The sequence below is a fragment of the Aeribacillus sp. FSL K6-2833 genome, from assembly GCF_037965815.1.
GTDB classification, from domain to species: Bacteria; Bacillota; Bacilli; order Bacillales; family Aeribacillaceae; genus Aeribacillus; species Aeribacillus composti.
In genome coordinates this window covers 1,507,205-1,524,466 of the sequence record NZ_CP150189.1, presented here as the reverse complement: position 1 = coordinate 1,524,466, position 17,262 = coordinate 1,507,205, and the positions used below count along the sequence as shown (strand labels likewise).

Genomic DNA, 17,262 nt, shown 5'->3' with positions numbered 1-17,262 from the left:
CATTTAATAGGCGATGCCGTTTTTACTCGAATATAATACCAAAATATGTTGCCGCCGGCATCTATTCCTTTTAACAAATCCTTATATTAGACGGTTGTGATCGAGTAATTGTTTCATCTTTCTTCCAAATCTTCCAACTTATTTTTTTTCTTTTCCAGCCTCCATTTTCTTTTCAGCAGCTCTTCTTTTTGTGTTGAATGTTTGGATACTCCCATTCTTTCCAACTGTTTCAAAATTTGAATCGCTTCGTTTGTGTCCATATATGCAGCATCAATATTTTTTTCATAATGCTCATAAAATTTGGCCAGTTCGACTAAAGCTTTTATTTTCAAAAAGCCTTGTCCATGTTTTTTAATTTCGCTCCATAGTTTCACTGCCTCATCCAAACGTCCGTTTCGTTTTGCCAGCATTGCCATTTCAAATTTCGCCTTGAGGTGAAGGGTGCTTGACTGCTCGTTTATTTTCGCATATGAAAAATAAGCAAGCTTTTCATTTCCTTGAGCTTGAAACCATCTTGCCATTTCAAACAGTTCTTTATCATCATGGTTGTCATCGGGAAATAAAAGCTTTTTTGACAAATGAATATAAAGTGAAATTAAGGAGAGAATATCCATCTCATTATGCTGAAAAATTCCGATCACACTATCAGGATTTGGATCTTTCAAAAAATGATGGTAAAGGATCGGCGCTAAATAGCCGGGAGTATCTTCCTTTCGGTTCACTTGCAAAATATCTTTTTCAACATTTGATAATTTTACCGACTCCAATCTATTTTTCCAGAGACGTCTAGCAGCATGATATAAATCAAAATGGCCGTACTCAGGCAATTGTGGCACCATATTGCGAATGAGAGTATGCCTCGTTTTCACTTGAGGCCAATCAAATGCTTTTCCATTGTATGTGACTAATGTTTTTATATTTACTTCACTTAAAAACCGTTGATATAAAGCAACCTCATGGCCAGGAGCAGGCAAAAAAAGCTGTTTGATCACCACTTTATCGAATAATATCCGCGCAAATCCAAGTAAAAAGATCATATTGCCTGCTCCGCCCTTTAAACCAGTCGTTTCCGTATCGAAAAAGAAAAGTTCATAAGGTTTATGCCCTTTTGCTGACAGCGGATGCTCCATTTCATTGTCATTCCAGTAATCTACAACATCAATTACTTCGCTCAATTCATACAATCCATGGCGATAATTGAGCGGATATTCTACTTCACGGATGAGAATATATTGGCCATCAAAGAAAAACGGCTTGACTCCAACGCTTTCCCAGCGTTTTAAGTATGGAATCTCTATATCCTGTTCCTTTTTCAATACGTCTTCATGAACGATATGATTTTTTAATCTGTTTAATTTTTGTTTTATGGACATAAAATCTGTCCTTTCTTTATATATTGAAGCAGCCGAAGCGCCGCCACCTTTCTTCCGCTCGATTCTCCATCAAGACCGATGCAGGAAGGGCAGCCATCATCGCATTTACAGTTTGTTACCATTTCTTCCGTTCTTTCAAGCAAGCATTCAAACTCATCAAATACTTTCTTCGCCAGCCCAACTCCGCCTGGATATCGGTCATACAAATAGATGGTTGGTTTTCCGTTGTGAATGGATTTCACTTGAAATACAACGTCAAGATCGTTTGGATCGCACATTGCTGCAAGAGCACTCACATATTTTAAAGCATGGCTGATACCGACTAAAGCTTTTTCCATTTGTTCTTCCGATAAAACAGAAAAAACGTCATTTTTAAAGCTAATCCAAGCACCTGTTGTATGAAGCTCTTCCTCCGGCAGATGAATAGGACCAGAACCAATGTTCTCATGTGTGCCAAATTTGATTTTTTTAAATATCGTCGGTTGGGCAAGCACCATGACATCTCCAAATCCAATCTCCATGCTCTTGCTTTCCTTTTCCTGATCCACCTCAAGCACCTTCAATTGAACAGCTAGGTTCGCATCCGTAAAATAGTCAACATTGACTTCAGAAACATATGCTTTTTTTTCTTCCCAATCGAGCTTTTCAACCTGAAATTGCCTTCCTTCATGCAAATAGATCGCTTCTTCATGAAGCATCGTCATGGCGCTGAATCGGTCCATTTCCCCGATGACATTTGCGCCATTTGTAGTGTCAATAATTACGACATTTTCTTGAGAAGCAGAACGCAAGCTGATCCCATGTGCAGGAAACGAATCGCTCATCCAATACCATCTGCCTCCGTTTTCGTAAAGAACGCCTTCCTCTTTCAGAAAATCAAGTATATCGTCAACCTCCACCCCATCTAACGTTTCACCTGACTGAAATGGAAGCTCAAACGCCGCACATTTTATATGATCTACGAGAATGATTAAGTTATCTGGATGAATGATCGCACTTTCCGGATTTTTTTCAAACAAATATTCTGGATGCTTTAAAATATATTGATCTAATGGACTCGATCCTCCGACGAGAATAATTGCTGCTTCCTCTTCCCTTCTGCCCGCCCGGCCTGATTGCTGCCACGCGCTGGCAATCGATCCGGGGTATCCTGTCATAATGCAAACCTGCAGCTGACCGATATCAACCCCTAGCTCCAAAGCATTGGTGCTGACGACACCTTTAATTTTTCCCTCTCTAAGGCCTTTTTCAATTTCCCTTCGCTGCTTCGGCAAATAACCTCCGCGATATCCGCGTATCGTTTTCGATCCCAATTCCTTTTTCGTCATCTCTTGCAGATACGTTAAAATAATTTCAACCCTTGTCCGGCTTCTAGCAAACACAATCGTTTGAATGTCGTTTTTTAAAAATTCTTTCGCAATCTCTTTTACATCAAGCATGGCGCTTCTGCGGATATTGAGAGGCTTGTTAACAACAGGCGGATTGTAAAAGATGAAATGTTTTTTGCTTCTTGGGGCTCCGTTTCGATCAATAAGAACCGCTTTCTCTCCAATCAATGTTTCAGCAAATTCCAACGGATTTGCAATCGTTGCCGATGTACATATAAATTGAACGTCGCTTCCGTAAAATCGGCAAATTCTCTTCAGCCTTCTGATTACATTCGCAACATGGCTTCCAAATACTCCGCGATATGTATGCAATTCATCGATGACGACATATTTTAAGTTTTCAAAAAGCGACACCCATTTCGTATGATGCGGTAAAATGCCTGAATGCAGCATATCAGGATTTGTCATAACAATATGACCAGCTTTTCGAATCTTTTGACGGATCGTTGGAGAAGTATCTCCATCGTATGTATAGCAATTTATCTCCGTTTTTATTCCTTCAATCCATTCATTCAGTTCGCTTTTTTGATCCTGAGCTAGCGCCTTTGTCGGAAAAAGATATAATGCTCTCGTGTTATTGTTTTTTAATATTGCGTTTAAAACAGGCAAATTGTAGCACAACGTTTTTCCCGACGCTGTCGGGGTTACAGCGACAATGTTGTGATGATTTAACGCTAATTCAAACGCTTCTTTTTGATGACTGTATAATTGTTCAATTCCTTTTTTCTTCAACATTTCCTTCAATCGGTTATCCATATCTTCTGGAAAAGGAACTGTGATTGCTTCTTTTTCAGGTATTGTGTGCCAATATACAATCTGATCCCGAAAACGCTCGTCATGTCTAAAATCATGGATGACTTTTTCAAAAGGTTTCCGCCCAAGCATGACCCATTCCTCCTCGAATTCACTACATCTATTCTAACGAATAAACGTTCGTAAATAAAGCATGTTTTCATTGGAACTTTCGTATAAACTTTTCGAAACTCTTTTGCATATAAATGTGAAAAAAAGAAAGGGAGTGAGAGAGCAAGATGAAAAAAGACAAAAAGGAACATGATGAATTTTTGCCCGTGTTTTCCCAACTAGATCCGCTTCCAGGCAGGTTTTCACAATTTTTCGATCCTGCCTACATTCAATCGCTATTAAAACCGTTTCATGATTTGTTTGATACCGCAATGTCCCTTCCTTTTTTTCATTTTGACACTCATGAAACTGATCAAGAATGGGTGTTAGAGGGAAAGCTTCCAGGAGTGAAAAAAGAGCAAATACGCATCGAATCGTATGATCATGTATTAACGATTTCCATTCATCAAGATCAACATATTGAACAAACAAATGATGAAAAACAGATGACGCAAATGTTCAAGTCTCATGGCAAATTTGCGAAATCCTTTTATTTGCCAGCTTACTTAGATGTGCAACGTATTAAAGCATCGTTTCAAAATGAAAAGCTGAAAATTGTGATCCCTTCCAAAAAAACAAAAATAAATATTGACTAATATGCTTCTAAGCAAAGAGGTTGTCCAAAAAGTCAGGGTAGCTGACTTTTGGAGCCCCTCATTTTTCCACTTTTAAAAAAAAGCACAAAAAAATCGTCCTTTCTAAATAAAATGTAGTTGAGACACAACATCACTGAAAGGACGATTTTTTATGAACCAATCAAATGATTACTACGGAAACAACACTTTCAGTAGATGTAAAAGAAGAAAATACTCCTGACAAAAGAAATTAACATTCCCTCCTACTTTCAAACGATATGACAACCGTCAAGTTCAAGTAATTTTGGATATTGAATTGCTCATACCAGAACATCACGTGGCACGTGCCGTAGACGAAATGGTGGAGACGATGCAAGATAAGGTATTGTTTTCTCATTAGCTCACACTTCCTGAAATAGCCGGCATCCGCCAGCTACTTTCAGATAAAAATCGAAAAATATAAAAGCAAGTGGAGAGAAACGCGTTGTTTTTCTCTACTTGCTTCCTTTTAGGGACTTATCGGGCAGTCCCATTTTTCCTATTGCATCCTGTAATTGTTTGTTTTGTGATCGGTACTCATCATTCCCCGGGCAATCATGTCATCAGCCTGTTGTTCCGATTGGAAATATTCTTTTTCCAAAAATAGGTTTTTGGTATAAAAAGGATTTTTTCGTATATCCAACAAAGCATAAACAGCCTTGACTTGCGGCGAACGGCATCCCTAGCCCCTTACATCGTTTCAAAGCTCATTATTCAGCATCAAGCTTTAAAAATTTGCGTGACTCCTTTTAAAAGGGAGCTCATTTGATTCATCGTTTGAACAACTTGTCCTGCTGTATCGATCATTTTGTTAAAATCCATCTGTCCGTCCGCTTTTTTAAATGAAGAAAGCAATGAAGGATTTGACCCTTTTGGCATCATCATAGGCAACGTGCTTGGATAAGGCTGAGGATACGGATTCATAAAAGGCTGATAATATGGAGATTGGAAATAAGGAACAACATGTTGATTCATCATGAAATATTGATCGTAAGAAACAGGTCTTAACCAATCATAAGCATGATCATGATACATTTTGATCCCTCCAATAAAAACTTAACTAATCATAAAATATGTTTTTGCCTTTTAAAGGGTGAGATGTCAAATAGTGTCGGAAGTTTTTATTTTTTTTGAAATTGATAATTACAAAAGAGATGGTAACATATTAATATAAGTGTTAGGGGGGGATGTTTTATGACGGTTCAAACATTGAGGGAAAGATTTAAAATGGAGAAGCAATACGAAGCAGAATGTGCAAATGAATTGCTGGACTTTGCTCGCAGATTGTATCTTTATGAAAACATCAGCATCAAAGACTTTCGAAATATTGTCAAAACGCTAGAACAACAAGGAGCCGTTACACCTGAATACATCCTTTAAATCAAGCAGAGGCGGGGGAATTTTCTCCGGCCTCTTTTTGCCGCTTACGAATAGTCCCGTTTACGGCAGTTCAATAACATAGATTGAAAAAAGAAAGGATATTTTTTAGATAGAATCTTTTAACCCCAAGATTTCTCCAAACGAAATAAGGTTTTGCGTAAATCGAAAGTCCAATAGATTGTGTCTATATATTCACACATAATAAAGCGGAGAAACTGCTCGCTTCTCCGCTTCCCCATTTTCATTCATTTTTTTCCATTTCACGGATCATGCTTCTTAATGTGTATTCTGCAGATTCTTTTATATTTTTAAATCTCACCTTGCTTGTATCTTGAAAAAAAGATTGGATCACAATGTTTTCAATATGCTCTTTCGCCGTATCAATTTGTTGCGAATGCAGGTATCTAGGATGGTACTTATTGATCCATTTTTTCGCAACAATTTCCCATTCATTCAATATTGGCAAAATCTTGTCAACACTCGGTTTAATTTCGGCAAAAAAATCGTATTCCAGTCCTTCCTTCTTGGTTCTCTCGAAACGTTGAGCACTTTTTTGAATCACTTGAAGCAATTGCTCCGTGATTTTCCGGACTTGTTCTTCATCCAAGGTTCTCACCTCAGATTCATCATAGCAAATTTTTTTTGTTTTACCAAATTTTATACTACCTTTTTTCTCAAACTCCGCATGAATTTCCTTTCTGGAAACATTTTCTCAAATTCATTCATCTTTTCTTCTCCATTTTCTATAAAGTTTGAAACGGCTTGTTTTGTCCGATGAATTTCTTTATCTATTTTTTGCGTCAATTGCTGCTCTAAAAGATCAATTTGTTTTTCGATTTCCTGCAATTTTTTTAATGCCTCTTGCTTTTCTATAAACGAACTCATCAGCATCCCTCTTTTCTTATTTTTGCTAAAAAATTCTTCTTCCTAAATATGAGTCCTGCCTGTTTGACAAAACTAGTTGTGATTCGGCAAAAAAAGTGTAAATTCCCTGCAGCATTCAAAAATCCGCTTCATTGTGCGCATGTATTTTTTCAGGTTAGAAAAAATAAACAAGGGAGGTGTTATAATGAAAAACGATAAAAAAACCATTCAAAATGATAGTCAAAAAGAAAAAAAGCGAGGAGTTGGAGACAAAAAGCTTGAAGGTCCAAACAGACCCTCTACTTAAAAATGGTCAGGCTCATTGCCTGACCATTATTTTAAGTATTGCTTCATCATGCATAATAAATGTAGCTGGGACTGTTTTTTCTCATACCAGTCAGTTAATTCAATTCGTTTCGGAATCTCCGGATCTTTATAATACTTACCGAGCCGCTGCCCATGAAACCATTCTCTTTCTTTTTCGTCTATTTCGTGTGAGATTATCGGAAAAGCCGTCCTTAAAAATGGGGATTTTCTTTTTGTTGTTTTTTTCATATATTTTTCATAATCATACCGTGATCCTGTATGTATTACACGATTTGAAAATTTTAGAAACTGTCCATGGTAAAGAGGATGAAATAAAAGCCATGCCAGCCTTTTTCCCAATTCAATCCGTTTTTTGACATGGCTGAATTGATGGGTGGAAAATCCGTACAATTTTCCTGTTATCGTCGGAAACAGTATAACGCGAAAATGAAATAGATCTTGAAAAATAAACGGCAAGCTGTGAAAGACAAATTTTTTAAATAATGGATGATCAATAACCGGTTTTTGAATAACATGCTGCTCATTAATAATAAGGGAGGTTAAAAGCCTTTTCTCATCTTTTGTGCGGAAAAAGCGTTCCCACTCCTCCATCATAAAGGCGGATACATGAAAAGCTTCGAGCAAATAAAACATCGGTTTGTTGTGACGCTTGGAATATTCATATAGTAAAAGCTGTGGATAAGCATCAGCAAAAATGAGCCAGTTTGCGGTTTCAACTGATAAAAAGAGCCATTGCCGTTTTTCATAAGGCAAAGCCTGTTTGAGGGGAATACCTTCTAAATCTGTCATAAACCAGCCGGCGTTTCTGGAGACCATGCTTGCCAGCAACGCCCATTTTACTTCCGGATGTTTTTTATAAAACTTTGCATATCGTTCCGTCCGTGAAATATTATCAACATTTCCGTCATCTGTTTTTAATTTTATTTGTAATATTATATCATGTAGTGACATAGTATTCCCTCTTTCAACTTAAATCATGTATAATGAAGTCATTTCATCGAAAAAAGGTTAACATTTTTTGTTAAGATATAAATAGTAGGAAAAAGGAGGAGATCGCTTGGCTATTCGTTATCCTAACGGAAAGTTGTGGAAAGCTAAACAAAATGTAGCGAATCCAGTCCCAGTTGAAATACAATATTCAAATAGAGGGATGACCCTCGAGGACGACTTAAATGAGACAAATCTTTATTACAGGGAAAATGGAATAGCTGTCATCCATAAAAAACCGACTCCGATCCAAATCGTTTCGGTTGATTATCCGAAACGGAGCGCAGCAGTCATTAAAGAAGCTTATTTTAAACAGGCTTCAACAACCGACTACAACGGAGTTTATAAAGGCAAATATATTGACTTTGAAGCAAAAGAGACAAAAAACAGCTCTTTTCCACTAAAAAATATTCATGATCATCAAATCGAGCATATGAAAGCTGTGCTCGAACAAAACGGAATATGTTTTCTAATTATACGATTCACTAAACTAAATCAAATATACTTCTTAGAGGCTGAAAAATTGATGCATTTTTGGGAAAGACAGAAAAATGGGGGAAGAAAATCGATTTCGTATCAAGAAATTGTAGAATGCGGTCACCATATCCCCCTTGGCTATTGCCCAAGAGTTGATTATATTAGTATAATAGACAAGTTATATTTTTAGCTACTGCCCTTTTCATTCTAAATGAAAGGTTGGATTTATAATGAGTCAACAATATAAATCGAGGGAAGAAAGACGAAAAGCTTTAGCAAGTAAGAAAAAAAAGCCGAAGAAAAAAGGAATCGCAAGAAAAATTGTGTTTTTCATTCTTTTGTTAGGGCTCGTAGGCATCATTGGAGGAACATCGACATTTGCTTATTTTGCAGCAACAGCACCTCCTCTAAATGATGATCTTTTAAAAGGAAATATGTCATCAAAAGTATATGACAAGGACGGAAATGAAATAGGTGAAGTCGGTTCGGAAAAACGGACATATGTGAAAATCGATGAAATTCCGCAAGTTATAAAAGATGCGTTTATTGCTACGGAAGATGTTCGATTTTATAAACATAACGGAATCGATCCAATTCGTATTGGAGGCGCTGTAATTGCCAACTTTAAAGAAGGATTCGGTTCTGAAGGTGCAAGTACAATTACGCAGCAGCTTGTCAAGCTTTCCTTTTTATCTCTTGACAAAACAGTAAAAAGAAAAGCTCAAGAAGCATGGCTTGCCTTGCAAGTGGAGCAAAAATATTCAAAAGATGAAATACTTGAAATGTATTTAAACAGAATTTATTATCCCGGCAACTATTACGGCGTCGCAAGAGCTACGGAAGCTTTCTTCGGGAAGGATCTTAAAGACATCACGCTGTCTGAAGCGGCAATGCTGGCTGGGATGATTAAAAATCCTGATCTATACAACCCTAGAAAAAATCCCGATCTGGCGGAAAAGCGCCGCAATGTTGTCTTAAATTTAATGGTTAAAAACGGATTTATCAGTGAAGAGGAAGCGGCAAAAGCTAAACAAACATCCATCACAGAATCATTAGTTGAACCAAAACAGCAGCAAAACAAATATCATGCCTTTATTGAACATGCGATTGAAGAAGTAAGAAAAAAGCTTGGCGTTGATCCAAGCTCAGCAGGATTAAAAATCTATACAACAATCGATACAGATGCTCAAGAATATGTTGAACAATTATTGAACGGCGATGAAATCAGTTATCCGAGCAAATATTTTCAGGCTGGAATTGCTCTAATCGACACGACAACAGGTGAAATACGCGCCATCGGCGGCGGGAGAAACCAACCGATTGGCGGATTTAACTATGCTGTCGATTTAAAACGGCAGCCTGGTTCAACCATTAAGCCTATTTTAGATTACGGCCCTGCCATTGAGCATTTAAAATGGTCAACGTATCACCAAATCGTTGATGAGCCGTACACGTATTCAAACGGAAATCCAATAAACAACTATGACCGCAGCTATAAAGGGCAGATGTCAATCAGAGAAGCATTGGCTGATTCAAGAAACATCCCAGCATTAAAGGCGTTTCAAGAGGTTGGTGAATCGAGGGCAAAAGCATTTGCCGAGAAATTGGGAATTAAAATCGATAAAATTACAGAAGCATATGCAATCGGCGGATTTGAACACGGCATATCCCCTCTTCAATTGGCGGGGGCTTACAGCGCCTTTGGCAACAACGGTATATACAATGAACCATATTCCGTAACAAAGGTTGTTTTTGTTGATGGAACAAAAGCTGATTTAACACCAGATCCGGTCGAAGCAATGAGCGATTACACAGCATTTATGATCACCGATATGTTAAAAACCGTTGTAGAACGAGGAACCGGTACAAGAGCTCGGGTGCCTGGCTTGAATATTGCCGGCAAAACGGGTTCAACGAACTTTACAGAGCAAGAAAAAGCAAAATATCATCCGGAGCGCGGTGCAGCAAAAGACAATTGGTTTGTCGGCTATACACCAAAATACACAGCTGCTGTTTGGACTGGATATGAGAAAAATGAAGAGAAAATGTATATAACAAAAAGGGAACAACAAATTGCCAGAGACATCTTTAGAAAGCTAATGCGGCATGTATCTGACGGGGATTCATCCGATTTCAAACAGCCGAAAAGCGTGGTGAAAAAGGCAATCGAAAAAGGATCTAATCCGGCGAAGCTTGCAAGCAAATATACGCCAAAAAATATGATTACGTACGAATATTTTGTAAGAGGCGAAGAGCCGACAAAAGTTTCAACGAAATATGAAAAGCTGGACAAACCGTCAGGCCTATCCATCAATTATGATCAAAAAACGAATGCAGTGAAGCTTAGCTGGAATCACAGTGAATCGGACGTTTCATTTGAAGTGAGCGCCTCGATCGATAACGCTGCTTCCAAAGTATTAACGACTACAAAAGACAAATCGTATGTCTTGTCAAATGTGAAACCTGGTTCTGTATATAAATTCAGCGTTACAGCTGTAAGGGACAGCATGCGAAGCGATCCTGCAAGCGCAATGATCGAAATACCTTCTGTGGAGGAAGAGGAGCAAGAAGAATTACCAGATGAATTAACACCGCCTGAACAGGAACAAAATGAAGGACAAGATGAAGAGGATCAATTGGAGAACGAAAATGACAATGAACAAAATAACGGGCAAAATGAAGAGGAAAATCAAAACGAGAATCCTGAACAGCCGCAGACGCCAAATGACAGTACACAAAACGGCAACCAAGGCGGCGGACCTACTCCTCCTCAAGATCCAGGCAATAACTTCAATCGTTCACAAACGGGTGGAAACGGAAGTTCACAAACCGAAACGCCTGCTGTTCAGCAATGAAAATAAGGGACTGTCCGATAAGTTCCTAAATGGAGCCAGTGGAGAAAAACAGCTCGTTTTTCTCCACTGGCTTTTGTTATAAAAAAATGAGAGGGCTCGAAAAATTCAGTTACCCTGAATTTTTCGAAGCCCCCTTTTGTTTTGCTTTTTTGATCGCCTGATGTTTATAAAACAATTTTTCCGTTTCTGTAAATAGTTCATTTAATTGAATATATGCATGATATTGAGTAGGCTTTTTTAAAATAAACGTTAGACGATCTTCAATATTGACGGGAGCTATATCCAGCTTCTTTATTTCGTCTAATTGCAGTGAATGAACCGGCTTTTCATTGAGCCAATAAAGAAGTTGGATATAGAGGCAGATCCCTGTCATCATTTTTTGTCGATCCATTTTAAACGGTTTTGTTATCGTGCGTTGAATCTCGGTTTGAATTTCCTTCCACTGCTTAAAGAGCTTGGGCAAAAATTGCTCGCTCGCCTCCCACGGTCTCGTATCATCCATTCCAGCCAAATATTGAAGATCATAATAAAAAAAATCAGTTGGATGCAAATATACAGATTCCTCGTCAAAAAACGCAGTATTTTGAAATTGCTCAGGGAGATGAAACATCTTCCTATCGTGCATTTTTTATGCCTTTCCTTTCATTCTTTTTTCCCCTTCTCTGCACAAATAAAGAAGAGGACATTCATGACACTTTGGTGATTGGGCTTTGCAATGATACCTTCCAAAAAAAATAAGCCGATGGTGGGTGATTCCCCATTCGTCCTCAGGAACTTTTTCCATCAATGTTTTTTCCACTTCCAATACAGAATCCTTCCAACGGCAAATTCCGAGCCGCTTCGACACCCGTTCAACGTGTGTATCGACGGCGATGGCAGGTTTTCCAAACGCAACAGATAAAACAACGTTTGCCGTTTTCCTTCCTACTCCAGGAAGGCTCATTAATTCCTCTCTAGTTTCCGGCACTTTTCGGTCAAATTCTTCAATTAACATTTTGCATAATTTTTGAATATTTTTCGCTTTGTTACGGTAAAGGCCGATGGAGCGAATATCTTGTTCTAATTCCTCCAACGGGACAGACAAATAATCATCAGGTGTTTTATATTTTTGAAACAAATTTTTTGTTACTTTATTGACTAACGCATCCGTGCATTGAGCAGACAAAACGACAGCAATGACCAGTTCAAAAGGATTGCTGTGCACAAGCTCGCAATGAGCATCAGGAAACATTTTCCCGATAACCTCTAAGCATTCTTTTACTTTCTTTTTTGATAGCATGTACCATCACCTTTCAATCAGCTTGAACGAGGAAAAGAATTTTAGTTTTCCAGCCAGTTGTAGAAAGGCACCTTCCTTTTATATTCTTGCTCCCCTTGAGTAGACTGCTTTTGTTTTTGATTGAATTCATGAAATTTTTGTGAATGCTTTTTAGCTTGTTCAATTGTTTTGATTCCATTCTTCTTCCATTCAAATAAAATCCGATCAATATATCGAAAATTTAATTTTCCGGAGATCACCGCTTCCCTTAATGCAGAAATGATAATATCGGGATCATGATGATCTTGGTCGATCCAAAAAGCTAACGTTTCGCACTCAATCGGGGAAAGAGGTCGTCCAAATTCTTGTTCAAAGATGGTGTATAATTGATTTTCCTTTTCTACTTTTTCTTGATCTTGGTCCATGACGATTACATCATACAACTTTTCCCATAGCTGTTTTAAAGAATATTTCTCATAAATCATCCCGTTTTGCTCAAATTCCTCTATCGTTAAAAAACCTCTCTGAACTAAACTCCGAAGCAATTTAACACATTCCGCCGTTGTGATTGTCATATGGTCGGAAAGTTCTGTAGGAGTTGGAAAAGCATTTCCTTTTTGAATGTGGGAATGTACGTGCAAAAGGAGAACAAATTCTTTTTCTGACAAACCTAAAGCGGCATAATTCCGCAGCAGTATATTGGGAACGGTCAGTGATCCATCTTCCACTAATTCGGTGAACTGTTTTTTCTTCATATTTCGACACCTCAAAATAAGTATACCATGATTGCGGCCATTCATGGCTTCAGAATGCATGGCTGAAAAACGAAATCTCCTGAAGATAGGAGGCTTCATGCAGTTTACGGATATAAACGATTTAATAAACGCGGAAATGGAATCGTTTCACGAACATGTTCGACACCGCATATCCAAGCAACAGTTCGTTCAAGTCCAAGGCCGAAGCCGGAATGAGGTACGGATCCGTATTGCCGCAGCTCAAGATACCATTTATAAGCTGCTTCGTCCAGATGATGCTCTTCAAGACGTTTTTTTAATAAATGATAATCATGGATGCGTTCAGATCCGCCGATGATTTCTCCGTACCCTTCAGGAGCGATTAAATCCGCGCACAGAACAACCTCTGGTCGATTTGGATCAGGCTGCATATAAAAAGGTTTTAAGCTTGTCGGATAATGTGTAATGAAAACTGGTTTATCAAAGCTTTCCGCGATCGCTGTTTCATGCGGCGAACCAAAATCGTCCCCCCATGCGATGTCGTTGAATCCTTTTTTATGCAGCAGCGCGATAGCGTCGTCGTATGTTATTTTCGAAAACGGAGGAACAACCTGCTCCAGCTTGGAAATGTCACGTTCTAATGTTTTCAATTCAAGTGAACAATTTTTTAATACCGATTGCACAATATGGGAAACGTACTGCTCCTGCAGCTGCAAATTGTCTTCAAATTGATAAAACGCCATTTCCGGTTCAATCATCCAAAATTCAATTAAATGACGGCGCGTTTTCGATTTTTCAGCCCGGAATGTCGGCCCGAATGAAAATACTTTGCCTAAGGCCATAGCAGCTGCTTCCATATACAGCTGACCACTCTGCGAAAGGTAAGCATCTTCATCAAAATATTTCGTATGAAACAATTCCGTCGTTCCTTCAGGCGCACTTCCGGTCAAAATAGGGGGATCCACTTTGACAAACCCTTGATCATTAAAAAATTCATAAGTGGAACGGATGAGTTCGTTGCGCACTTTCATAATGGCGTGCTGGCGCTTTGATCGAAGCCAAAGGTGGCGATTGTCCATTAAAAATTCAGTACCGTGTTCTTTTGGCGTAATCGGATAATCGCTTGCTTCATGAATAATTTCTATATTTTCAACGCCAAGCTCATATCCAAAAGGTGAACGTTCATCCACTCTCACAACTCCTGTGACATACAAAGAGCTTTCTTGTGTGAGTTGTTTTGCTTTTTTAAATATTTCTTCATCCACCTTCGATTTTTCAACAACCCCTTGAATAAAGCCTGTTCCATCCCGAAGCTGCAAAAAAGCAATTTTTCCGCTTGATCGCTTATTCGCCAACCAGCAGCCGATTGTTACTTGTTCTCCGACATGGTTTTTAACATTTGAAATCGTTGTTTTCACAGCTTTACCCTCCATATGAAACCGCCTTTTTATTCGATGCTTTCTATTATACATATGTTATTCCTTTTTTTTCAATAAAGGAAACCAGCGAAAAAGCCGGCAGAACCACCGGCTATTGACAATCTTTACTGTTTATGATTATTGACAAAGCGATCAATACGTTCAATCGCTTTATTTAAAAGTTCTAGCGATGTCGCATACGATAATCTTACATTATCTGGAGCACCGAAGCCGCTTCCTGGTACTAGCGCTACCTTTTCCTCTTCCAAGAGCGCCTCGACAAATTCGTCAACATTACGAAAACCTGTTATCTCTGCTGCTTCTTTTGCATTTGGAAATAAATAAAATGCTCCTTGCGGTTTAATGCACGAGAAACCAGGTATTTGCACAAGTTTTTCGTAAATGATATTTAAACGGTCTTCAAAAGCTCTTCTCATTATTTCGACCGGTTCTTGAGGTCCCTCATACGCCGCGATCGCAGCATATTGAGCAATTGAAGTCGGATTTGAAGTGCTGTGGCTCGCTAGGTTCGTCATAGCTTGAATAATGCGCTCATTGCCCGCCGCATAACCAATTCTCCATCCTGTCATTGAATGGGATTTCGATACACCATTAATAATAATTGTTTTTTCTTTTACTTCAGGAGAAATTTGAGCGATGGACACATGTTCATTTTCTCCGTATACTAATTTTTCATAAATTTCATCGGAAACGATAATAAGATCATGGCTAAGGCAAACCTCCGCCAATTCTTTTAACTCATCCCGCGTATAGATCATGCCGGTCGGGTTGCTCGGAGAATTGATAATAACCGCTTTTGTTTTGTTTGTGATCGCTTGCTGCAGCTGATCAGGCGTAATTTTAAATTGATTTTCTTCCCTTCCCTCTACAAATACTGGAGCTCCGCCTGCAAGCTTCACTTGTTCCGGATAGCTTACCCAGTATGGAGAAGGAATGATCACTTCATCACCATCGTCAAGAATAGCTTGAAACAATGTATATAAAGCGTGTTTAGCGCCTGTTGAAACAATAATTTCAGACGGTTTATATTCTAAATGCTGGTCTTTTTTAAATTTTTCTATAATTGCCTCTTTCAATGATATAAGTCCTCCAGAAGGCGTATACTTCGTATGCCCTTCTTTCATCGCTTTTTCTGCAGCGTCTAAAATATGATCAGGAGTGTTAAAATCCGGCTCGCCTGCCCCAAGGCCAATCACATCATGCCCGGCTGCTTTCAATTCTTTTGCTTTTGCAGTGATCGCCAGTGTAGATGAAGGTGTTAAAGTTGATACGCGTTTAGATAAATTCACTTTTACAATGCTCCCTTCTTATTGCTTAATGCTGTACATTTTATAAACTCTGTCATCCGTAAAGCTAACAATAAAATATGTATAACGGTTTTGTTGGTCAATATATTGGACCTCCCAAACCGGTATATCCCATTTTTTCGAATCTGTATCATCATACCCAAGCATGATTTTCTTTATTTTCTTCGGCTTGCTGTTGTCAATGTTTTGAATCAATTGAAGTACGTCGTCTTTGCTCAAGCCTTCCTTCGCTTTTTTAATTAAAATTTTATCCGTGTTCCCCTTTTTCATCCAGCCGATAATTTTTTCGCCTTTTTTATTTTTCCCTTGAATGATATAGTAAACATTTCGATTATAAAATGTGTTGACTTCATCGATCGATGCAAAGCCATGCTCCTTCGCAGCTTGTATAGCTGTTTCGTGTCCTTTTGTTTTATCTTCTTTTGCACTATTATAAAGAAAAGCAAACGTCACCACTAAAAAGATAAGAGCGCATATAAAAGAAATAAAAATTTTTCCTTTCATTATGATCACCGATTATGTTCTATAAATAGTAAAAACCGCTTTATTTGGATCTTTGCTGTCAAGGGCTAATCCGAATAATAAATGTTCTCTTTTTAATGTCCGATTTAGCAAATCAACTATTTTATACAAATCGTCGGAATGCTCAACCGTAACGGAAGATATAATTTCGATTTTGCTTTCCATGTCAGCTTCCTCCTTTACAAAAACAAAATTTGTAATTCATACTTACAAAGCATCCAGGAAACAATACAGATACAACAGCAATATGTTGTTATCTGTACCCATTATAACAGCTTTACGGCTCACACTAAATAAAATTTCTCCTAGTCCACACCTAATTTTTTGAGGAGTCATCGCCGCTCCTCTTTTTTCTATATGTACAGAAAAGTTATGGCCAATTACGTCCGCAACAGAAAATAGGTCAAGCCCTATCGAAAGCTTAAGAGCCTGACCCTTGTTTATCACATAATCGTGTTCGCCGGTTCCTCTTTAATTAACTCGATGATTTCATTGTTTTCATTCATGATGGCTATCGTTGGACGGTGGTTTTTTAATTGATCTTCATGCACAAGCTTATAGGAAATGATAATGACCACATCACCGACCTGAACAAGCCGGGCAGCCGCACCGTTTAAACAAATGACACCGCTTCCTCTTTTTCCAGGAATCACATACGTTTCAAAGCGTTCGCCATTATTATTATTCACGATTTGCACTTTTTCATTCGGGACAATCCCAACGGCATCTAAAATATCCTGGTCGATCGTAACGGAACCGACATAGTTCAAATTTGCTTCCGTCACCCTTGCACGATGAATTTTTCCGTTCATCATCATACGAAACATGTATGAA

18 protein-coding genes are annotated in these 17,262 nt (G+C 38.4%); 4 read left to right on the top strand and 14 right to left on the bottom strand.

Annotated elements, in window-relative coordinates; genetic code table 11:
• Positions 1-113: 113 nt before the first annotated feature.
• Entirely contained in the window at positions 114-1,373 is a 1,260-nt protein-coding gene (locus NSQ94_RS07600; RefSeq protein ID WP_339230488.1) for a ribonuclease H-like domain-containing protein, read from the bottom strand.
• The gene (locus NSQ94_RS07595) at positions 1,364-3,646 is read right to left on the bottom strand and encodes a DEAD/DEAH box helicase (RefSeq protein WP_339230486.1); all 2,283 of its coding nucleotides are present in this window, start codon (positions 3,644-3,646) and stop codon (positions 1,364-1,366) included. Before NSQ94_RS07595 ends, NSQ94_RS07600 begins: the two co-directional genes overlap by 10 nt.
• A 146-nt stretch (positions 3,647-3,792) precedes the next feature.
• Here NSQ94_RS07595 and NSQ94_RS07590 point away from each other — a divergent pair, with 146 nt between their 5' ends.
• A complete protein-coding gene (locus NSQ94_RS07590) occupies positions 3,793-4,260 on the top strand; it encodes an Hsp20 family protein (protein ID WP_063388539.1) in 468 nt (155 codons plus the stop codon).
• Positions 4,261-4,998: 738 nt separating this feature from the next.
• Here NSQ94_RS07590 and NSQ94_RS07585 read toward each other — a convergent pair.
• Positions 4,999-5,253 (bottom strand): YppG family protein, encoded by a 255-nt coding sequence (locus NSQ94_RS07585; RefSeq protein ID WP_232515769.1) that lies wholly within the window; start codon positions 5,251-5,253, stop codon positions 4,999-5,001.
• Between the two features lie 219 nt (positions 5,254-5,472).
• Between NSQ94_RS07585 and yppF the strand changes: the two genes are divergently transcribed.
• Entirely contained in the window at positions 5,473-5,658 is a 186-nt protein-coding gene (gene yppF, locus NSQ94_RS07580; RefSeq protein WP_063388541.1) for a YppF family protein, read from the top strand.
• 241 nt (positions 5,659-5,899) lie between these two features.
• Here yppF and NSQ94_RS07575 read toward each other — a convergent pair whose 3' ends face one another.
• From NSQ94_RS07575 to NSQ94_RS07565, 3 genes are all read right to left on the bottom strand, one after another.
• Positions 5,900-6,265, bottom strand: coding sequence for a YppE family protein (locus NSQ94_RS07575; protein WP_311066260.1), 366 nt, complete (start codon positions 6,263-6,265; stop codon positions 5,900-5,902).
• A gap of 50 nt (positions 6,266-6,315) precedes the next feature.
• Positions 6,316-6,543 (bottom strand): hypothetical protein, encoded by a 228-nt coding sequence (locus tag NSQ94_RS07570; RefSeq protein ID WP_339230484.1) that lies wholly within the window; start codon positions 6,541-6,543, stop codon positions 6,316-6,318.
• A gap of 312 nt (positions 6,544-6,855) precedes the next feature.
• A complete protein-coding gene (locus NSQ94_RS07565) occupies positions 6,856-7,800 on the bottom strand; it encodes a DUF2515 family protein (protein WP_339230482.1) in 945 nt (314 codons plus the stop codon).
• Positions 7,801-7,906: 106 nt separating this feature from the next.
• Here NSQ94_RS07565 and recU point away from each other — a divergent pair, with 106 nt between their 5' ends.
• Positions 7,907-8,503: a Holliday junction resolvase RecU gene (gene recU / locus NSQ94_RS07560; protein ID WP_339230480.1), complete on the top strand. Its 597-nt coding sequence runs from the start codon at positions 7,907-7,909 to the stop codon at positions 8,501-8,503.
• A 40-nt stretch (positions 8,504-8,543) separates the two neighbouring features.
• Positions 8,544-11,168 carry a PBP1A family penicillin-binding protein gene (locus NSQ94_RS07555; RefSeq protein WP_339230478.1) on the top strand — a complete coding sequence of 875 codons (2,625 nt, stop codon included), beginning with the start codon at positions 8,544-8,546 and terminating at the stop codon, positions 11,166-11,168.
• Between the two features lie 109 nt (positions 11,169-11,277).
• On the opposite strand, the gene NSQ94_RS07550 is transcribed toward NSQ94_RS07555, so the two are convergent.
• The 8 genes from NSQ94_RS07550 to panD all read right to left on the bottom strand — a co-directional run bounded on the left by NSQ94_RS07550 (position 11,278) and on the right by panD (position 17,255).
• Positions 11,278-11,793 (bottom strand): YpoC family protein, encoded by a 516-nt coding sequence (locus tag NSQ94_RS07550; RefSeq protein ID WP_133309192.1) that lies wholly within the window; start codon positions 11,791-11,793, stop codon positions 11,278-11,280.
• A 3-nt stretch (positions 11,794-11,796) separates the two neighbouring features.
• Complete coding sequence (nth, locus tag NSQ94_RS07545; protein WP_063388548.1) at positions 11,797-12,447, bottom strand: endonuclease III; 651 nt, start codon at positions 12,445-12,447, stop codon at positions 11,797-11,799.
• Between the two features lie 41 nt (positions 12,448-12,488).
• Complete coding sequence (locus NSQ94_RS07540; RefSeq protein WP_339230476.1) at positions 12,489-13,181, bottom strand: DnaD domain-containing protein; 693 nt, start codon at positions 13,179-13,181, stop codon at positions 12,489-12,491.
• A gap of 104 nt (positions 13,182-13,285) precedes the next feature.
• The gene (asnS, locus tag NSQ94_RS07535) at positions 13,286-14,578 is read right to left on the bottom strand and encodes an asparagine--tRNA ligase (protein ID WP_094246522.1); all 1,293 of its coding nucleotides are present in this window, start codon (positions 14,576-14,578) and stop codon (positions 13,286-13,288) included.
• Positions 14,579-14,703: 125 nt separating this feature from the next.
• Complete coding sequence (locus tag NSQ94_RS07530) at positions 14,704-15,888, bottom strand: pyridoxal phosphate-dependent aminotransferase (protein WP_063388549.1); 1,185 nt, start codon at positions 15,886-15,888, stop codon at positions 14,704-14,706.
• Positions 15,889-15,906: 18 nt separating this feature from the next.
• Positions 15,907-16,410: a DUF5590 domain-containing protein gene (locus NSQ94_RS07525; RefSeq protein ID WP_063388550.1), complete on the bottom strand. Its 504-nt coding sequence runs from the start codon at positions 16,408-16,410 to the stop codon at positions 15,907-15,909.
• Positions 16,411-16,422: 12 nt separating this feature from the next.
• Positions 16,423-16,593 (bottom strand): YpmA family protein, encoded by a 171-nt coding sequence (locus tag NSQ94_RS07520; RefSeq protein WP_065095534.1) that lies wholly within the window; start codon positions 16,591-16,593, stop codon positions 16,423-16,425.
• Between the two features lie 278 nt (positions 16,594-16,871).
• Positions 16,872-17,255: an aspartate 1-decarboxylase gene (gene panD / locus NSQ94_RS07515; protein WP_063388552.1), complete on the bottom strand. Its 384-nt coding sequence runs from the start codon at positions 17,253-17,255 to the stop codon at positions 16,872-16,874.
• Positions 17,256-17,262 lie beyond the last annotated feature (7 nt).